Here is a 17,470-nt window from a genome sequence, read left to right on the forward strand (position 1 = left end):
GATCACATCACCATGGCCGGTACTGGCCACCGGCGCAGCCGAGCCGGCGCCCACCACGCGAGGCTCCCGGCCCGCACCAGCAACCCGTGCTCGGCGAAGAGGGCGACCGCGTCCGGGTCGCACTCCCGCGGGTCCGCGCCACCGGCGAGCCGGTGCACGGTGTCCTGCAGGTGGGGTTCCTCGATGGTGTAGCAGTCGAGCACACCGGAGCGCCGGTCGCGCACCTGCAGGAAACCGGGCCCCTGCCGGAAGACGCACTTCCCCGGGTGGAAGCGGGCGTGCCACTCCTCCGCTGCCGCGCTCGTGCGCCGCGGTGGCGGCAGGTGGCCGAAGGGTTCCCACCCCGGCGGGACCTCGGTGGCCGTCCACTCGACCCGCACCCCCCACGCCCCGAGCTCGCGCAGGAGGTCGAGCGCGTCGCGCCCTGCGCTGCCCGCCAGTGCGACCGGTTCGGTGAACACGACACGGCGGATGCCTCGGGTGAACAACTCCCGGGCCTGCTCGCCGGCCGTCGGTGACACCCGTTGCCGCAACACCGGTTCTCGACCCGGCCAAGCCCGGTGGTGGAGGTAGCCTTCGACGTCCACGGCGTGCGTCACCCGATCCTCAACTGCCACTGGTTGGTGGCCTCGGGGACGACGTGCACGTGGTGCCCGTCGTCGGTGAAGACCAGTCCCGCCTCCTGCCAGCGCAGGAGCCTGTCCTGCACCCGCGGCCCGAAGTGGCGGCCCAGCGTCGCCGCGGACCGCGGTCGGTCGAGCGCGTCGAACAGGGCCACGTCGTCGCCGACCAGGACGTGCTCGTGCTGCCCGAAGGACGGGCGGTCGTCGGAGATCACGACCTCGGAGCCGATCCGCACGTGGTCCAGTTCGCTGGCGGGGTGGTGCGCTCGCCACTCCTCAGCGGCGGCCAGCAGGCGCTTCTCGAGCTCGTGCCCGACCCCGGCGGGATCGCTGGTGAACAGGTACGCGATCTCGGCGAGCTCCGCGGGCGGCAGGTCGTAGTTGCGGGCGTACTGGGGATCGGGTCCGCGCTGCCGCAGGCCCAGCCCCGGGTCGTCGAAGTACGGGCTGAAGCGCTCCAGGGCGATCCGGTCGGCGCCGTCCATCGGCGGGAGGTGGTGCAACGCCGGGAACTGGTCGATCACCGCCTCGTAGTCGTCGTCGGTCTCACCTGGGAAGCCGCAGAGGTAGTTCCACATGACGGTGAGCCCGAGCGAGCTCGCGTCCCGGAGGAAGCGCACGTTCTGGCAGCCGCTCACGCCCTTGTCCATCAGCTGGAGCACCCGGCTGCTGAGGTTCTCGATCCCGGGCTGCACCTGAACCACACCGGCCCGGGTGAGCCGGCGCAGCTGGTCGAAGCGGAGGTTGGACTTGACCTCGCACTGGATCCGCAGGTCGCACCCGGACTCCTCGAGCCGGGGCAGCACCGTCTCGAAGTAGGCCATGTCGAGGATGTTGTCCACGAGGTAGACGTCGAGCACCTGGTGGCGGGCGACGAGATCGAGGAGCTCGTCGTGGAACCGCTGCGGCGACTTGCTGCGGAACTGCAGGAACGAGCCGTTGAGGCCGCAGAACGTGCAGTGGTGCTTCTCGCCCCACCAACACCCGCGAGCTCCTTCCACGACCAGCTTGGGTTCCACCTCGGCGGCCGCGGCGGAACGAGCGTGCCGGTCGAAGTAGGCGCCGAAGTCCGGCGCGACGATGCTCCCCGGCGCCAGCGGCGCCGCGCTCGGCGGGTTCGCCCCGATCTCCGAACCGTCCCGCCAGCACAGTCCCGGGAGCGCGCGCGGGTCCTCACCCGACGCGAGGCAGTCGAGCAGCGCGGGGAACGCGACCTCCCCCTCGCCGCGGACCACGAAGTCGACGAAGTCGAAGTTGCGGTGCCAGGCCGCCCCTTGCCGCCCTTCGCAGTTCGCTCCGCCCAGCACCGTCCGCACCGACGGGTCGAGCCGCTTCAGCCCACGCGCCAACGCCAGCGAGGCCGAGTTCTGCTGGAACGTCGTGGTGAGACCGACGACATCACCAGCGGTCCCCGCGAGCTCCTCTGCGTACTCGGAGATCCAGTTCGGCACGAGTTCGTGCAAACGCTCGCAGAGCCGGAGCACTTCGTCGTCGACCTCACCGCGGAGCGCCGCGCGGAACTCCTCGACGCGCCACTCCTCGTCGTCGTGCAGAGCAGAGGTGAAGACCCAATCGCCGCAGCCCTGGAAGTAGCTGTCGAGGCTGAAGAAGTCGTACTCGCGCAGGCCGGTGCCGAGTTCTCGGTGCATCCAGTCGAAGAAGTCGAGGTTGGCGTCGACGACGGTGACCCGGTGCTTCCCGCCGCGCTCGGCGGCCGCTTTGAGGATCCCGCACGCCAGCGACGGGTAGGACACCGAGGCCCACGGCATGCTGACCAGCGTCACGTCCACTCGTTCCCACTCCCACCCGGTGGAGGAACGGGGGTGGAGCGGCGTTGCACGGGTCCGCTGCCGCTCCACCCGTCCGTCACTTCGAGACACGCACGCCGGTCGTGCCACCACCGGCCGCGTGCGGCGAGTTGTGCACCGTCTTCTTCTTCATGCGCTCACCTCCCCAGATCGTTTCGACCTCAGACCGCGACGTGGACGTGCGGCCGAGAAGAGGAGCCCCCAGAGCTCTCGAATGCGCGGTCCGCGACATTACCAAGGGAATTGGGCGACTTGAATCGGGAAGTGCTGTTTCCGCACAGCCGCGGGCGGCCAGAATTTCCCACTTTCACAGCACTTGTTCCGGCGATAACAGGACGAGCTGATCAGCACGTGCTCGACGTGAGGAGACCACTCGAAGGGAGCACTTCCTGGCGAGAACCGGAAACTCAGTCTTCCCGCCGACTTCCCCACGAGCGCTGATCGGTGTCGTAGCTCGGGGCAGGAAACCTCGGTGGAAGAAGGCGAACGCACCCTGCACGCTCGGCGAAAAGCAGCGGGGCGGCTCGATTCCCGAGCCGCCCCGCTGGAACGTTCCGTCAGTTGCCGCCCACCGGTTCGACGTAGCCGCCGGTGAACACCGAGCCCGGAGGCGGGTCGGCTAGCGGAGCGGGCAAGGTGAAGTCGACGGCGCGGTCCACGGCATCGGCCGGGGCGCTGGCCTTCTGCTGTTCGAGGTAGCCGGCGAGCTGCACGCCCGGGGCGCCCTCGACCGCCATCGTCCGGCGGTGGTGGAGGAAGGGCAGGTCCACCGAGCCACCGCGGACCGTGACCGCCTGCCCGCTGGGCGCCGCCATGAGCCACCAGTCCTGGTTGTTGTCGGTGACGCGCACGCCGATGCGGTGCCCCGCGGCCAGCTTCCAGTCGGCGCTCCAGAGGCGGAGCGGGACCGTCGACTCACCCGGCTCGCGCACCAAGTGCCCCTGCCGGGTGATCAGCTGGCCGGTGCCGTCCGGGCCCAGGTCGTAGAGGTCGACCACCAGGTTGGCGTTCGGCCTCGTCGTGGTGACGTCGACCGACGCGCGCGGCGAACCCGAGAGGTGCACGTCGTGCGGCAGCGGGTTCGACACCGTCCACACGCCCGACGTCACCGCGGGGTCGGTGGGCTTCCCGGACTGGGAGTGGGCCGCGGTGGAGACGGACTGGGCGTGGTCGGTGTAGGTGCCGCCGTGCAGCGGCGTGCGGAACTCGCGCACGTCCGCGGCCGGCCACTGGGCCTCCGAGCGCCAGACGCCGTCGTTGGTCTGCACCGCGTGCGGCGGGTCCGCGACGGCCGGGGCCTGGTCCTTGAGGTACCGGTCGTAGAAGCGCATGACCTCGTCGAACCAACCCTGGCGGCCCATCTTGAGGCGACCGGTCTCGTCGACGTCGTTGCCGCGCACGTGCTCCCACGGGCCCAGCCAGCTCCGCTCGTAGCCCGTGTGGTTCTCCAGGTACTCCTGCATCCCGTCGGCGACCGTGTTGTTCTCGGTCAGGCCCTGGGTGAGGAACAGCGGCACGTTCGACCCGGTGGCACCGGGGATCAGGTTGCGCTCCTGCCAGAACGCCGAGTCGTGCCGGTCGTCGCCGGCCTGCTGCGCGAAGTTCTGCGCGAGGCAGACCGGGTCGGTGAGGCTCTGGGCGTTGTACTCGGGGGCGTCGGTGAGCGGGCCCGGCGTCGCCGCGATGCCGTCGTAGAGGGCCGGCGTCGCCACCGAGTTCAGCCGCCGCATCCCGTCGCCGTAGAGGTAGCGGTAGTCGTCGTACACCGGTTCCTGGCTGACCACCGCGGCCAGCCCCGGAGGCCGTTCGTTGACGCCGACCAGCCCGGTCAGGCCGTCGTAGGACTTGCCGTACATGCCCACGCGACCGGTCGACCACGGCTGGTCCGCCGCCCACGTGACGGCGTTGACCACGTCGGCCTTCTCGCCCGGCCCGGACCAGTCCAGGCATCCGGTGGAACCGCCGAACCCGCGCAGGTCCACCATGACGAAGGTGTAGCCCTTCTCCAGCAGGCCGGAACCCTCGACGAAGTCCTGGAACCGCTCCGACGGCCCTGCGTTGGGGCCGATCGGGTCGTAGGGCGTGCCCTCGACGGCCCCGGCGGGACCGGTCTGGCCGGAGTGGTTGAAGTACGGCCCGATGGAGAGGATCACCGGGGTCTTGTCGGTGGGCTTGAGGCCCTTGGGGCGCAGCACGTCCGCGTGCAGCTTCGCCTCACCGGCGCTCGAGGGGGAGTCGATCCACGCCTCGCTCCACTCCGCGTCCGGGTAGGCGACGCCTGCTGCCTGCGCCGGCTGCACCGGCACCACCACCGCCGCGATCGCGGCGACGACCACTCCGGCGCCTCGACGCCTCCACTTCCTGGAACTGGCCAACGCCCGGCCTGCCATGCAGCGACCACCCTCCCGGCACCGGCGCGGGCTCGACACGCCCGCGCCACTCACGTCGAAGACCGCGCGGCCACCCACGCGACACGTTCGGGTGACGCTAGATCATCGGACCGTCGAAGTCAGGAGGGTTTTCCACACCGTTACCGGTACCGGAATCCCAGTCACCACAACACGTTCGACGCAAAGCGGGCGTTCCGCTCGCGGCCGTGGAGGGCTCGTCCGAGCCTCCCCTGCCCGGGTGACCCGCGGCGCTTGGGGGCTTGATTTCAATCGGCACTGAAGCTGTCGCACGTACCGATCGGCTCGAGTGACTCCGCGGGTGTGGCGCGGGAGCGTTCGACGAGGGATGACCTCCGACCCTGGTCCCCGCCCGATGCCGGCGCTGGACTGGACCGCGGAGGTCGAGAGACGGAGGTGATCGTGGTGGTGCAGGCTGAGCAGACGATGACTCCCGGAACGGAGGCACTCGCGGAACTCGCGGCCTTCCCCCTGGTGGAGGCGCTCTTCGGTCGGCGCTCACGGCGCTTCGCGCTGGGCGACGAGATCCCCGACGGACCGCTCGCGTACCGCTCCCGGCACGAGCCCGTCGCGCTCTCCGAGCTCGAACGGATGCTCGTGCTCAGCGCGATGGGCGGGACGACGGGCTGGCACTACTCGATCACCCGGCACGCCCGCTACGCGCCGCACGTGTCGAACTACGCCGGTGGGGCGGCCGGCCGCACCTTCCCGTCCGCGGCCGGGTTCCACACCGCGGAACTGTTCTTCACCGACGACTCGGGGCTCTACTTCTTCCCCACCCGCGACGCCGGCGCGCTCGTCGACCCGGCCACCGAGGACGTCACACCCGAGCTGATGGTCGAGCGCCACCGGGAACGGCTGCACCGGCTTTCGGACAGCAGGCTGTACCTGCCCGCCGAAGAGCCCTACCTCGAAGGGCACAACACCTGGTGCGTCAACGTTCCCGGCTCGTTGCTGGTCATCCCGGTCGCGGACATCGCCCAGCACCTCATCGCCGTGCTGTGCTTCTTCACGCAGAACGGTTACGCGATCTACGACGACCTCAACGGCCGCACGATCCCCGGTCTCGACCAGTTCAGCGGACTGGTCGACACCGAGGAACCGTTCCCGCTCAGCTTCACGGAGCAGTACGCGCTCACCGAGGCGACGGCGGAGCTGGCGACCTCCTGCTACGCGGGTGTGCTGATGCTGCAGGCGATGGGCCTCGGCGGCTGGATGTTCGACGGCATCGACCGCTTCACGATGCTCGGCGCCTCCGGCGACCCGAACGTGCCCGGCCTCGAGTTCCGCTACGACGAGGACGAGCGCTGGTCGACGCCCAACCCCACAGGCCGCGACGGGGTCTTCGAGGCCTGCTGCCCGCCGCACCACCACGACATGCGGGCCGCGGTGGAGGCCTTCGCCGAGCGGAAGTTCGGGCCCGGCGGCCCGTTCCACCGCGACACACCCGGAGCCTGGTCCGACAGCCCCGGGTTCCGCGGGAGCGCGCAGGTCCACGACGACGAGTTCAAGTCCTGCGTCGCGCTCCAGGCCCAGTACGTCTACGACACCTTCGGGAAGTTCCCCGCGACGGTGCCGACGGTGTTCATCCTCAACTACGTCCAGGCCCACCACCTCGACCTGGACTTCTACGACCACTTCTTCAAGCCGGGCGCCTACTTGGGCACCCACGCCGAGCACATGCACAAGTGGCACGGCCGGTGACGACCGATCGCCTACGGCCTCAACGAGAAGCGGCTCGCGAAGCTGCCCGAGCACGCGGTGGTGCTGCACCCCGGCCCGAGGTGCGCCACGAGCTCGACCCGGAACTGCCACCCCCCGAGACATCATCCCACTGCGGGACGAGGAACGAGGAGAGGATTGACGCAGCCCCCGTTCCCGGCGAGGGACTCGGCCGACATCGGCAGGTCCGAGCTACTGCGCCACTCCTCCGAGGGGTGGCTCACATCTCGAGCGACATGTGCGCCACCCCCGCTCAGGTGACATCGCGCCCGTTGGTCGGCGTGCCTCGGGAGCGGCGCACGGAGCCGCTCCACCCCGCCACGGAAAGCGGGCCCTCAAGCAGGCTCATGGACGGAGTGTGCTGATCCAGCGGCGGGTGTCGGCCGGGTCGATGACCTCGTCCAGCTCGAAGGTGGTGGCCGCGTGCAGAGCGCGTCCGCGCTCGTAGGCCTCGGCCACCAACCTGTCGTAGAGCTCCTTCCGCGCGGTCTCGTCGGGCGCTGCGGCGAGTTCCTTGCTGTAGCCCAAGCGGACCGAGCCCTCCAGGCCCATCCCGCCGATCTCGCCGGTGGGCCAGGCCACGGTGAACTGCGGGGCGTGGAAGGAGCCGCCGGTCATCGCCATCGCGCCGAGTCCGTAGCCCTTGCGGAGCACGACCGCGCCGAACGGCACCGTCAAGCGGGCGCCGAGCACGAACAACCGGCCGAAGCGCTTCACCGTCGCGTCCTCCTCCGCTTCCGGGCCGACCATGAAACCCGGTGTGTCGCAGAAGGACACGATCGGAAGACCGCCCGCCTCGCAGAGCTCCAGGAACTCGGCGAGCTTGTCCGCCGCTTCGGCGTCGATCGCGCCGCCGAGGTGGTGGCTGCTGTTGGCGACCAGGCCGTAGGCCACGCCCTCCACGCGGACCAGCGCGGTCACGACGCCGACGCCGTGGTCGGGCCGCAGTTCCAGCACCGACCCCACGTCGACGACCGCCTCGATCGCGCGGCGGACGTCGTAGGCGCGCAACCGGTTCTCGGGCACCACGTGCCGCGCGAGGCGCGGATCCGGAGCCTGCCACTCGACGCCCTCCCCCGGCGACAGCGGGCTCTGGAAGTAGGAGAGGTAGCGCTGCGCGAGCTCCACCGCGTGCGCGTCGTCCCGCGCCACCAGGTCCACGACCCCGTTGCGGCGCTGCACGTCGAGGGGGCCGATGTCCTCGGGCCGGTACTCCCCCAACCCGCCGCCGGAGATCATCGCGGGCCCGCCCATGCCGATGTTGGCGTCGGGCGTCGCGATCACCACGTCGCAGGCCCCGGCGAGCGCGGCGTTCCCGGCGAAGCAGCGCCCGGAGACCACCGCCACCGTCGGCGCACCGCCACGCAACGCCCCCATGAGCCGGAACGTCGGAACGTCCAGTCCCGCAACGAGGTCGACGTCGGTGTCCCCGGGACGGCCACCCCCGCCCTCGGCGAACAGCACGACGGGCAGCTTCCGGTCCCGGGCCACGCCGAGGACTCGGTCGGTCTTGGCGTGGTTGCGCATCCCCTGCGTGCCGGCGAGCACCGTGTAGTCGTACGACAACACCACGGCCTCGGACGCCGCCCGCCCGAAGCGGTCCGCGCCGATGGTCGCGACCCCACCGACCAGGCCGTCACCCGGGGTGTTGACGATCAGGTCCTGTTCGGACCTCCGACGGCGCTGGGCCGCGAGCACCAACGACCCGTACTCGACGAAGCTCCCCGGATCCACCAGGTCGTCGATGTTCTCGCGCGCCGTCCGCCGACCGAGCCGGTGGCGCTTGGCGACGGCCTCGGGCCGCGCGGCGTCCTGGGTGATCGCGAGCCGCTCGTGGAGCTCGTCGAGGTCGGGCCGCGAGGCGTCCAGGTCGAGCTCGGACGCGGCTTCGGCCTCGGCCGAGCTGGTCGGCTCGTGGACCACGAGCGGGTCGCCCGGCGCCACCGTGCGTCCCGGCGCCACCAGCACGCGCACCACCCGCGCGGCGTGGTCGGCGGTCAGGACGTGCTCCATCTTCATGGCCTCCAGCACGACCAGCGAGCGACCGGCCGGCACCTCCTCGTCCCCGTCCGCGACGGTGACGACCGTGCCCGCCATCGGGGCTCGCACCACGTCCTCGCCCGGCCGCAGCTCCACCGCGGCGACCGGTGCGGCGGCAGTGGTGCCCGCTTCGGCGACCAGCCGCTGCACGCGCTCGCCCAGGAACGCGGTGCTCACCGGCTCCGCCCGCAGTTCCTCGTCGGCGAGCAACGCGCGCAGGAACGCGATGTTCGTGGCGGCCCCGTCGACCGCGAACTCCCCCAGCGCCGCGTCCAGCTTGGCCAGGGCGGCGCCGCGGGTTCCCGCCCGCACGACCACCTTGGCCAGCAAGGAGTCGTAGCGCGGGCTCACCACCAGGCCCGGCCGGCCGAAGGTGTCCACGCGCACGCCCGGCCCGCTGGGCGGGGTGAACGTGGACAGCGTGCCGCCGGTCGGCACCGCACCCCCGTCGGCGCTCATCGTCTCCAGGTTCACCCGCGCCTGCACCGCCGCGTTCGCGGGAACCGCCGGATCGCCCCGGACGCCGGAGGCGTCGGCCACCACGCCCTCGGGCAGGGCCAGCTCGCGCAGGCCGGCACCGTCGACGAGGGCGAGCTGCGCGGCCACCAGGTCCACTCCGGTGACCTCCTCGGTGATGGTGTGCTCCACCTGGATCCGCGGGTTGACCTCCAAGAACGCGAATTCCTCGCCGCGCACGAGGAATTCGACCGTGGCCAGGCCGCGGTAGCCGAGGCTCGCGCACAGCCGCGCCGCGGACTCGTGCACGCCACGCCGGACCTCGGGGGCGAGGTCGGGCGCTGGGGCGACCTCGAGCAGCTTCTGGTGCCGACGCTGCACGCTGCAGTCCCGGTCACCCAGCGCCAGGGCCGACGTGCCGTCGGCGACCACCTGGACCTCGACGTGCCGGGCGTCGCCGAACAGGGCCTCCGCGAACACCTCCCGGCTCCCGAAGCCCAGCTCGGCCTCGGACGTGCAGGCCCGGTAGGCCTCGTCGACCGCCGCAGCCTCGCGCACCACCCGCATGCCACGCCCACCGCCACCGGCCAGCGCCTTGATGACGACCCCACCGGGGTGTGCCGCGAAGAACTCGCGCACCTCTTCGACCGTCGCGGAACCGGGGGTGGCGGGCAGCACCGGCACGCCGACGGCCACGGCAGCAGCGCGGGCGGACACCTTGTCGCCCAAGGTGTCCAGGACGGTCGGAGCCGGTCCCGCGAAGTCCACGCCCGCGGCCGCGCACGCGCGTGCGAACTCGGCGTTCTCCGAGAGGAAGCCGTACCCGGGGTGCACCGCGTCGGAGCCGGTGCTCGCGGCCGCCGCCAGCACGGCGGGCTGGTCGAGGTAGGCGGACGGGCCCGCCCCGCTCAGCGGCAGCGCCTCGTCAGCGGCGTGGACGTGCGGGGTGTCGGCGTCGTCCTCGGCGTAGAGGGCCACGGTGCTCACCCGCACCTCGCGCGCGCTGCGCACGATCCGCAGCGCGATCTCTCCGCGGTTGGCGACCAACAGCTTCTTCATCGGCACCGACTCCTCAAGCACGTGGGGGTGATGGTTCGCTCAGCGTTCGAGTAGCAGCGCCTGTGGCGGCGCCGGCTGAGTTCCGGCAACGGCTCCGCCGCGTTCCGTCCTAGGCGCTGTCGCGAGCGCGGGACACCTCGGCGGCGCGTTCCAGGAGTTCTCCCTTGCGCACCTTGCCGGTGGCCGTCATCGGGAGCTGCTCGACGAGGACGAACTCGGGCACCTTGTAGCCGGCCATGTTCTCGACCGCCCAACCGCGCAGTTCCTCACCGGTGACCCCGTCGTCGACCACCACGAAGGCCACCGCCACTTGGCCTCTCCTGGAGTCGGGCCGGGGAACCACGGAGACCGAGCGGATCGCCGGGTGCAGCCGCAACAGCGCTTCGACCTCGGAGGGGAACACGCTCATCCCGTTGGTCTTGATCATCTCCTTGGCGCGGGCCAGGTAGTGCAGGGCGCCCCACTCGTCGAGCCTGCCCACGTCACCGGTGTGCAGCCAGCCGTCGCGGATCGTCTCCGCGGTCGCGTCCGGTCGTCCGTAGTAGCCGGTCAGGATCGACGGGCTGCGCACGATGATCTCGCCGGGTGAGCCGACCGGCACTGGAGCACCGGACTCGTCGACGATGAGCACGTCGGTGCCCGGTACGGGCAGGCCGCAGAACACCGGGTCGGCGTGCAGGTCCCGGTCGCCGTCCTGGAACCCCAGGGTGAAGGTGTCGGCGGTGTGCGTCTCGGTCATGCCGTAGGAGGCCTCCCGCAGGACGCTGCCGGTCGCCTCCCGCCACCGCGCCCGCACGTCCGGGGTCAGCTTCAGCACGAACGACACCGCCAAGGCGTTGCGCAGCGAGGACACCCGCGTGCCGTCGAAGTCCGGCCGGTCCAGCAGTTCCACGTAGTTGTCGACGGTGGCGACCACCTCGGTCACGCCGTGCCGCTCGACGAGCGCGACGGCCGCCGTCGCGTCCCAGCGCGTCATCAGCACGACCTGCTGGCCGTTCAGCAGCGGTTTCAGGATCCCGAAGTCCTCGCCGGCGATCCAGAACACCGGGAGGAAGTTCAACGACACCATCCCGGGATCGCCCACCGGCGTCCCCGCGGCGATGGTGGCGGTCGCTGCCGTGTACACCATGTGCCGCTGGGTGTGCTCGCAGCCCTTCGGCATCCCGGTGGTGCCACCGGTGTAGTTGAGCGCCGCGAGCGCGTCCGGGTCGCTCGGCCGCGCTGCAGCGCGCTCCGCCGCGGTGATCTCGGCCCAGTCGGACCGCGCCGCGGTGAGCTCGAACGGCACCGGGACGTCGGGTTCGTCTTCGAGCATGTCGGCGAGACCGGTGAACGCCACGTGCTGCAGGGGTGTTCCGGCCCGCACCGACGCCACGAGGTCGGCGAACGAGTCCTGCGCGAGCAGCACCGCGACCCCCGCGTCCTCCAGCTCGTACCGCAACTCGTGGCCCCGGAACATCGGGTTGATCGGCACGTGCACCGCGCCCGCCTTGAGGATGCCCACCATCGCGATGAGGAACTGCGGGCAGTTGCCCAGGAACACGCCCACCCGGTCTCCCGCCGCTACACCGCGTTCGAGGAGCCAGCCGGCGAAGCGGTCGCTGAGCTCGTCGTACTCGGCGTAGGTGATGTCGCGGCCGTAGAACGAGACCGCCACCGCCTCCGGACGGGTCGCGGCCCAGTGCCTCAGGTGTTCGGGCAGACCGGGGACCTCGACCACGTCGACGACGGTGCGCGGGACCTCGTCCGGCCACTGCGCCGCCTGCAGGCGGCGGACGTCGGCCAGTGCTGTTTCGCGGCGGGACAACGGCATTCGGACCTCCTCAGGCCTGTTCAGGAACTACTTCGCTCGGGCGGGTGGCAGAACCTGCGGCGGCCGCCGCACACCTCACAGCTCCTAGGGGTCGGGCAGGGTGTCGGCGACGCCGACGGCGCGCTCGGTCAACCGGATGTGATCGCGGACGAAACGCTCGCGGTCCTCGTCGGAGGCGTGGCCCAGCCGGGCGGCGCCGCAGACGATCGCGTCGCTGAGCATCGACACGAGCCGCCGGGGCGGTGCGCAGGGATCGATCGCGGTCGGTTCCAGTCCCGAGAGGTAGTGGGTGAAGCGCCGCTCCAACCGCCGCCGCAGCGTGCTCCAGAGCTCGTCGACCTCGAGGTCGACGGCGGCCCGGCTGTCGATCTGCGCGACGAGCGAGCCGTTGCTGAAGATCGCCTCCGCGAAAGCGCGCGTGGTCGCCCGCAACACCGTGACCGGTGGCAGCGAGTGGATGTCCGGCAGCTGCTGGGTGGCCTCCAGCTGGGCGCAGACCTGCTCGGTGACGGCGAGGAACGCCTCGTCCTTGGAGCGCAGGTAGGCGTAGAAGGTGGGCCGCGAGGTCCGTGCCCGGGCTGCGATCAGCTCGACCGTGGTCGCCGCGTAGCCCAGCTCGTCGAAGCAGGCGGCGGCCGCTGCGAGCAGTTCCTCCCGCCGCGGGCACGACGCCTCCCGCCGGTTGGCCCGCGCGCGTTCCTGCGCCGCGCTCGTCGTCACGACGCTCTTGTCGGGACCTCGCTGGTGCTGCGGTGTGCGCGTGCGTGGCGGGGACATCAGCGGCAAGACCCCCTCCACGATCACCGGCGACGCGTGACGGCCACCACACTCGTTGACGTTGACGTTCATGTCAACGCCCGTGCCCCCACAACTCCGCGGCGGCACGGGCAGCAGCAACCCCGGAAGAGGAGAGCGCAGCAGCCCCGCGAACTCCGCGCCTCGCTCCTGATGTGCGCCGCTACGCCGCCCCACGTGGTGGTGCGCAGTTGTTCGGGGCCCAGTGCCCGCAGCAACGTCTGCGCGATGCGCTGCAACCACGCGCTACCGGATTGGCCATGGACTGCGGCGGTGCGAGCCGAGCCCGCCGCCGAAGTTCGCGCGAAGTTCGACGCTCGAAGTTCCGCCTCGAACCTAGCGCGACATGTCACTTCGGCGCTCGCGGCCGGGTGGTACGAGGCTTTCACCTGCCTCGCTGTGGTATCAGCGATCACGCCCGGTTCGGCGTGTGCCGTGGCCGTGGCCGTGGCCGTCGCCGTGGCCGGGTGGAGTGGAGTGGAACTTCGCGCGCAATTTCGCCTCGGAAGTTCGGGCTCGAACTTCGCGCGGAATTGAACCTGGGTCGGGGCAGGGACTTGTCGAGCTGCTCCGCCGAAGCCCTCGAAACAGCTCTCAGGAGCTCTGCTGGCTCTGGGCACCGAGCAGCACAGCGCGACGGTGGTGTCCGAGTCGAGTTCGATCCCCACGCCCCTCCGCAGCCTTGGGCTCCCGGAGGCGCGGAACGCCTCCCGGACGGCCGTGGTGGTCGCACGCGGACGTGGCCATCGTGGGGGTGACCGCACGCCGTGGCCGCGTGGCGCGTTCGAGGAGGAAGCCGTCGATCCGCGCGTCCCGCTGGATGTCGCCCGACTGCGGGAGCTCGGGCCGGAACACCGCCTCCACCGGTGTCGAGAAAGCGGTCACCGGGCTCCCGCTGGGTAGGATCTGGTGATGGCCATCACACTCGAGAACGTCGGGATCGCCGTTCGCGACATCGAAGCGACGATCTCGTTCTTCACCGACTTGGGGCTCACGGTCCTCGGCCGCACCACGGTCCGCGGCGAGTGGGCCGACACCGCCGTCGGCCTCGACGGAAACCACGCCCACGTCGCCATGCTCCAGACGCCGGACGGTCGCGGTCGTCTCGAGCTCTTCGAGTACCTCCACCCCGACGCCATCGAGACCGAACCGACGCGCCCGAACGAGGTCGGGATGCACCGGGTCGCCTTCTCGGTCGACGACCTCGACGAGGCGCTCGAGATCGCCGCGCGGCACGGCTGCCACCCGCTCCGCGGCGTGGCGACCTACGAGGACGTCTACAAGCTCACCTACCTCCGCGGTCCCAGCGGCATCCTCGTCATGCTCGCCCAGGAACTGGGCAGGAGCTGAGCCACCAGCACACGCCGCACTCGGATCCGCCCGCGGCACAACGGAAGTACCACCTCGGAACGCCCCCGGCGCGAGAGGACCTCGCGTCACCGCTGCACGAGCACGCCGTCGAAGAACTCGGCGAGCTCGTCGTGCGCGTCGAGCGGGAGGACGTGGCTGACGTGCTGGTCGGGCCGCACCACGACGAGGGCACCGCGCTGCCGGTCCACACCTCGCAGGTCGAAGACGTCGGTCGCCGGGTCGGGGCAGAAGACCTTCTCGTGGTCGACGAGCTCGAACCGGCCCTTGCGCGGGAGGAGGGCCGGCGGGAGGTCCTCGATCGTGACGTCTCGATGGCCCTGCTGGAGCACGGCTCGGACGTCGAGGACCGAGTCGGGGTCGGCGCTCGCGGGGGTGAACCGCGTGACCGGGGAGTCCGCCGAGTCCAGGAACGCGGCCAGCTCGCGCAACCGGGAACCGGCGGCGGCCGGGTGCGCCCGGTCCGCGAACGCGTAGAGGCGCCACGCGCCGTCCGCCCGTGCGGCGTGGCCGAGGTGCACCGGCTTGGCGTCGGCCAGCCGGACGACCGGTGCGGAGGGGAACCGCATCCCGACCGGGAAGCCCTCGGCCAGGCGCTGCTGCGGTGAGGCCGCGGTGAGGAGGGAGGGCCCGTAGCGGACAGCGACGCCGGCGGTGAACCGGCCTTGCTGGCGGAAGTAGCGCTGGAACCGCTCCGGGTCTCCCTCGTCGCCGTCCGAGCGGGCGCTGAACAACGCCGCGAACTCGCGGTCGAAGTCGATGAGTTCCTGCGCGACCGCTTGCCTCTCGTCGGAGTAGGTGCGCAGGACCTCGGGCCGCGCCGTGCCGCGCAGCACGGTGCCCAGCTTCCACCCCAGGTTCCAGGCGTCGGCCATCGAGACGTTCATGCCCTGCCCTGCTTTCGCGCTGTGGGTGTGGCAGGCGTCGCCGGCGATGAAGACCCTCGGCGCTCGTTCGCCGGACTGGTCGGCGTCGTCGAAGCGGTCGCAGAGGCGTTGCCCGATCTCGTAGACGGCCCACCACCCCACGTGCTTCACGTCGATGCTGTACGGGTGCAGGATCCGGTTGGCGACTGCGGCGAGCTTCTCCGGGGTGGCACTGCGGTTGCGCAGCATCTCGGCGTCGCGCTCGTTGTCGAGCTCGATGTAGAGCCGGACCAGGTACCCGCCCTCGCGCGGGATGATCAGGATGCTGCCGTGCTCGGAGTGGATCGCCGACTTGAGCCGGATGTCGGGGAAGTCGGTGACGGCCAGGACGTCCAGCACGCCCCACGAGCTGTCGGTGGCATCGCCTTCCAGGCGACGGCCGATGGCCTCGCGCGTGCCGCTGCGCGAGCCGTCGCAGCCGACGACGTGCTTGGCGCGGATCATCGAGGTCTCACCGGTCGGTTCGAAGCCCGCCACGTGCTGCAGCGTGACCGCGACCGGGTGCTCCTCCTCGCAGTCGGTGCTGACCTGCACGTCGGTGGCGTGCAGGCCGTAGAACGGCTCCGCGCGGGCGGCCGAGCGGCGCATGTGGTCGCGCAGGTAGGCCAGCATCCGAGCCTGGTTGACGATCATGTGCGGCATCTCCGAGATGCCGTCTTCGACGTCGTCGATGCGTCCGGTGCGCACGATCGAGCCGCTGCGCTCGGGGTCCGGCCGCCAGAACGTCACCTCGTTGACCTGGTAGCCCTCGTGGATGAGCTGGTCGGCGAGCCCGAACGCCTCGAACATCTCCACCGTCCGGCAGGCCACGCCATCGGCCTGGCCGACTTCGAGCGGTCCGTCCCGCCGGTCGACGACCACGGTGCGCAGCTCGGGGAACTGGGCGAGCTGCGCCGCCAGCACCAGACCGGCCGGCCCGGAGCCGATGATCACCACGTCGGCCGTGTCCGGCAACCCGTCCGGACGCTCGGCCACCGACGGGTGCGGGTCCTCGACGAACGGGTCTCCGGGCGTGTAGCCGTTGAGGTAGAACTGCACTGTTCGGCACTCCTCTTCCGTCGAACTCGCCGGCCGGCGCGCCGAGCCGCCGCCGGGTCGCGAACCACAGCCTCGGGCGTCCGGGCCCCGAGCAACAGGAAGTTCTGCCCTGAAGAATCGTGGAGGACGTCTTCGCGAACCGCTCCGCTCAACGGTGCTGGTAGCGAAGGTCCGCGGACCCTCCCACCGCTCGTGGTGCACGCGGATCCATGGCACGGATGTCACTCGTTGAGGGGGTGGCCGACATCTCGCGCGAGATGTCGGCCACCCCCTCAACGAGTGACGCAGCAGCTCAGAACCCGTGGTGGTGCTGGATGAGTCCCACGCCTGGGAGCGTGCGGCTCCGGCGTGCCCCTCGACAGGACGAGGTCGTAGGACTCGGTCTCACCGCTGGGCGAGGTCCGCCTCCAGCGCGGCCGCGGCGGAGGTGAGGGCCGCGACGGTCGGGCGCAGCCGCCGCCGGTCGTACCGCACGCTGGGCATCGAGACCGACATCCCCGCGATCGCAGCGCCGCCGGAGGAGCGCACCGGCACGCCGACGGCGACCACGCCGCGCTCGGAACGGCCCTGGTTGAGCGCGAACCCGTTGCGGCGGACCTTCGCCAGCTCGCGGCGCAACTCCTCCATCGCGGGCACCACGCTCGCCCCCGCGTAGACGGCGTCGAGCTCCTCGTCGGTGAGCTCGGCCAGCAGCAGGAGCCCAGCGGTCGTCTGTTGCGCGGGGAAGACCATGCCCTCCCTCGACCCCACCCGCAGGGCCTCCCGGCACTCGGCGGAGGCGATGAACCGGGCGGTGGCGCCGGTGCGCACGGTCAGGTTCACCGACTCCCCCAGCACGTCGACGAGCTCCCGCAGGTGCGGCAGCGCCGCCTGCCGCAACCGGGAGGCCGAGGACTGCGAGTGCGACGCCAGCTCCAGGACGGGCCCGGCCCGGTAGCGCTTGTTCTCGTCCTGCTCCGCGAAGTCCCGGTAGACGAGCATCGCCAGCAACCGGTGCGCGGTGGAGCGCGCGACACCCAGCCGCTCAGCCGCGTCGGTGACGCTCAGCGAACCTTCCAACTGCAGGATCGCCGCGAGCCGCAACGCGTGGTCGACGCTGGCGATGGCGTAGACCGGGGGCTTCTTCATCTCGGTCGCCACCGCTTCCTCCCCGCCCACAGGTGTTCTGCACCGCAGAATACGCCCCGCCCGCGCGGCGTCTCTCACGCGCTGGTGTGCGGCCGGTCAGCCGGGACGAGTGCTGCGCGTCGCGGTAGACCTCGTGCGTGACGGCCCCCCACCGGGGACGGCGTCCGGCGAGAGCAGCGCGTGGTGCGCGTCGGACAGCGGCCCGTCGCAGGGCAACTCCGCGAACAACCGGTGCCCAGCGAGAACGTGGCGGCGATGAGGTGGGGGAAACCACGTCGCCCGCCGC

The 17,470-nt window shown here is 71.3% G+C and carries 10 protein-coding genes; 2 read left to right on the forward strand and 8 right to left on the reverse strand.

The features are described 5' to 3' along the window. Nucleotides 1-2 precede the first annotated feature (2 nt). The 3 genes from EIL87_RS26805 to EIL87_RS11445 all read right to left on the reverse strand — a co-directional run bounded on the left by EIL87_RS26805 (nucleotide 3) and on the right by EIL87_RS11445 (nucleotide 4,767). The gene (locus EIL87_RS26805) at nucleotides 3-599 is read right to left on the reverse strand and encodes a DUF5825 family protein (RefSeq protein WP_158628620.1); all 597 of its coding nucleotides are present in this window, start codon (nucleotides 597-599) and stop codon (nucleotides 3-5) included. After that, the gene (locus EIL87_RS11440; RefSeq protein WP_199740376.1) at nucleotides 596-2,407 is read right to left on the reverse strand and encodes a RiPP maturation radical SAM C-methyltransferase; all 1,812 of its coding nucleotides are present in this window, start codon (nucleotides 2,405-2,407) and stop codon (nucleotides 596-598) included. Before EIL87_RS11440 ends, EIL87_RS26805 begins: the two co-directional genes overlap by 4 nt. Before the next feature lie 581 nt (nucleotides 2,408-2,988). Further along, the gene (locus EIL87_RS11445) at nucleotides 2,989-4,767 is read right to left on the reverse strand and encodes a CocE/NonD family hydrolase (protein WP_158628621.1); all 1,779 of its coding nucleotides are present in this window, start codon (nucleotides 4,765-4,767) and stop codon (nucleotides 2,989-2,991) included. A gap of 474 nt (nucleotides 4,768-5,241) precedes the next feature. Between EIL87_RS11445 and EIL87_RS11450 the strand changes: the two genes are divergently transcribed. Further along, nucleotides 5,242-6,543 (forward strand): hypothetical protein, encoded by a 1,302-nt coding sequence (locus EIL87_RS11450; protein WP_233576182.1) that lies wholly within the window; start codon nucleotides 5,242-5,244, stop codon nucleotides 6,541-6,543. A 363-nt stretch (nucleotides 6,544-6,906) separates the two neighbouring features. Here the strand turns inward: EIL87_RS11450 and EIL87_RS11455 are convergent, their stop codons facing one another. The 3 genes from EIL87_RS11455 to EIL87_RS11465 form a co-directional block, all read right to left on the reverse strand. Next, nucleotides 6,907-10,116, reverse strand: a complete 3,210-nt coding sequence (locus tag EIL87_RS11455; RefSeq protein WP_125090228.1) for an acetyl-CoA carboxylase family protein — start codon at nucleotides 10,114-10,116, stop codon at nucleotides 6,907-6,909. A gap of 109 nt (nucleotides 10,117-10,225) precedes the next feature. Further along, nucleotides 10,226-11,929 (reverse strand): AMP-binding protein, encoded by a 1,704-nt coding sequence (locus EIL87_RS11460; RefSeq protein WP_125090229.1) that lies wholly within the window; start codon nucleotides 11,927-11,929, stop codon nucleotides 10,226-10,228. 84 nt (nucleotides 11,930-12,013) lie between these two features. Then, a complete protein-coding gene (locus EIL87_RS11465; RefSeq protein WP_233576183.1) occupies nucleotides 12,014-12,778 on the reverse strand; it encodes a TetR/AcrR family transcriptional regulator in 765 nt (254 codons plus the stop codon). Between the two features lie 858 nt (nucleotides 12,779-13,636). Between EIL87_RS11465 and EIL87_RS11470 the strand changes: the two genes are divergently transcribed. After that, the gene (locus EIL87_RS11470; RefSeq protein ID WP_125090230.1) at nucleotides 13,637-14,074 is read left to right on the forward strand and encodes a VOC family protein; all 438 of its coding nucleotides are present in this window, start codon (nucleotides 13,637-13,639) and stop codon (nucleotides 14,072-14,074) included. Between the two features lie 86 nt (nucleotides 14,075-14,160). Here EIL87_RS11470 and EIL87_RS11475 read toward each other — a convergent pair whose 3' ends face one another. Both EIL87_RS11475 and EIL87_RS11480 read right to left on the reverse strand, forming a co-directional pair. Then, a complete protein-coding gene (locus EIL87_RS11475; RefSeq protein ID WP_125090231.1) occupies nucleotides 14,161-16,056 on the reverse strand; it encodes an FAD-dependent monooxygenase in 1,896 nt (631 codons plus the stop codon). Between the two features lie 384 nt (nucleotides 16,057-16,440). Continuing rightward, complete coding sequence (locus EIL87_RS11480; protein WP_125090428.1) at nucleotides 16,441-17,184, reverse strand: IclR family transcriptional regulator; 744 nt, start codon at nucleotides 17,182-17,184, stop codon at nucleotides 16,441-16,443. Between the last annotated feature and the right edge of the window lie 286 nt (nucleotides 17,185-17,470).

The organism is Saccharopolyspora rhizosphaerae (assembly GCF_003931915.1).
Taxonomy (GTDB): Bacteria; Actinomycetota; Actinomycetes; order Mycobacteriales; family Pseudonocardiaceae; genus Saccharopolyspora; species Saccharopolyspora rhizosphaerae.

Excerpts from the sequence above, each read along its gene's own strand:
- EIL87_RS11455 (WP_125090228.1), bottom strand. The coding sequence starts at position 10,116 with ATGAAGAAGCTGTTGGTCGCCAACCGCGGAGAGATCGCGCTGCGGATC.
- EIL87_RS11460 (WP_125090229.1), bottom strand. The coding sequence starts at position 11,929 with ATGCCGTTGTCCCGCCGCGAAACAGCACTGGCCGACGTCCGCCGCCTG.
- EIL87_RS11465 (WP_233576183.1), bottom strand. The coding sequence starts at position 12,778 with ATGAACGTCAACGTCAACGAGTGTGGTGGCCGTCACGCGTCGCCGGTG.
- EIL87_RS11470 (WP_125090230.1), top strand. The coding sequence starts at position 13,637 with ATGGCCATCACACTCGAGAACGTCGGGATCGCCGTTCGCGACATCGAA.
- EIL87_RS11480 (WP_125090428.1), bottom strand. The coding sequence starts at position 17,184 with ATGAAGAAGCCCCCGGTCTACGCCATCGCCAGCGTCGACCACGCGTTG.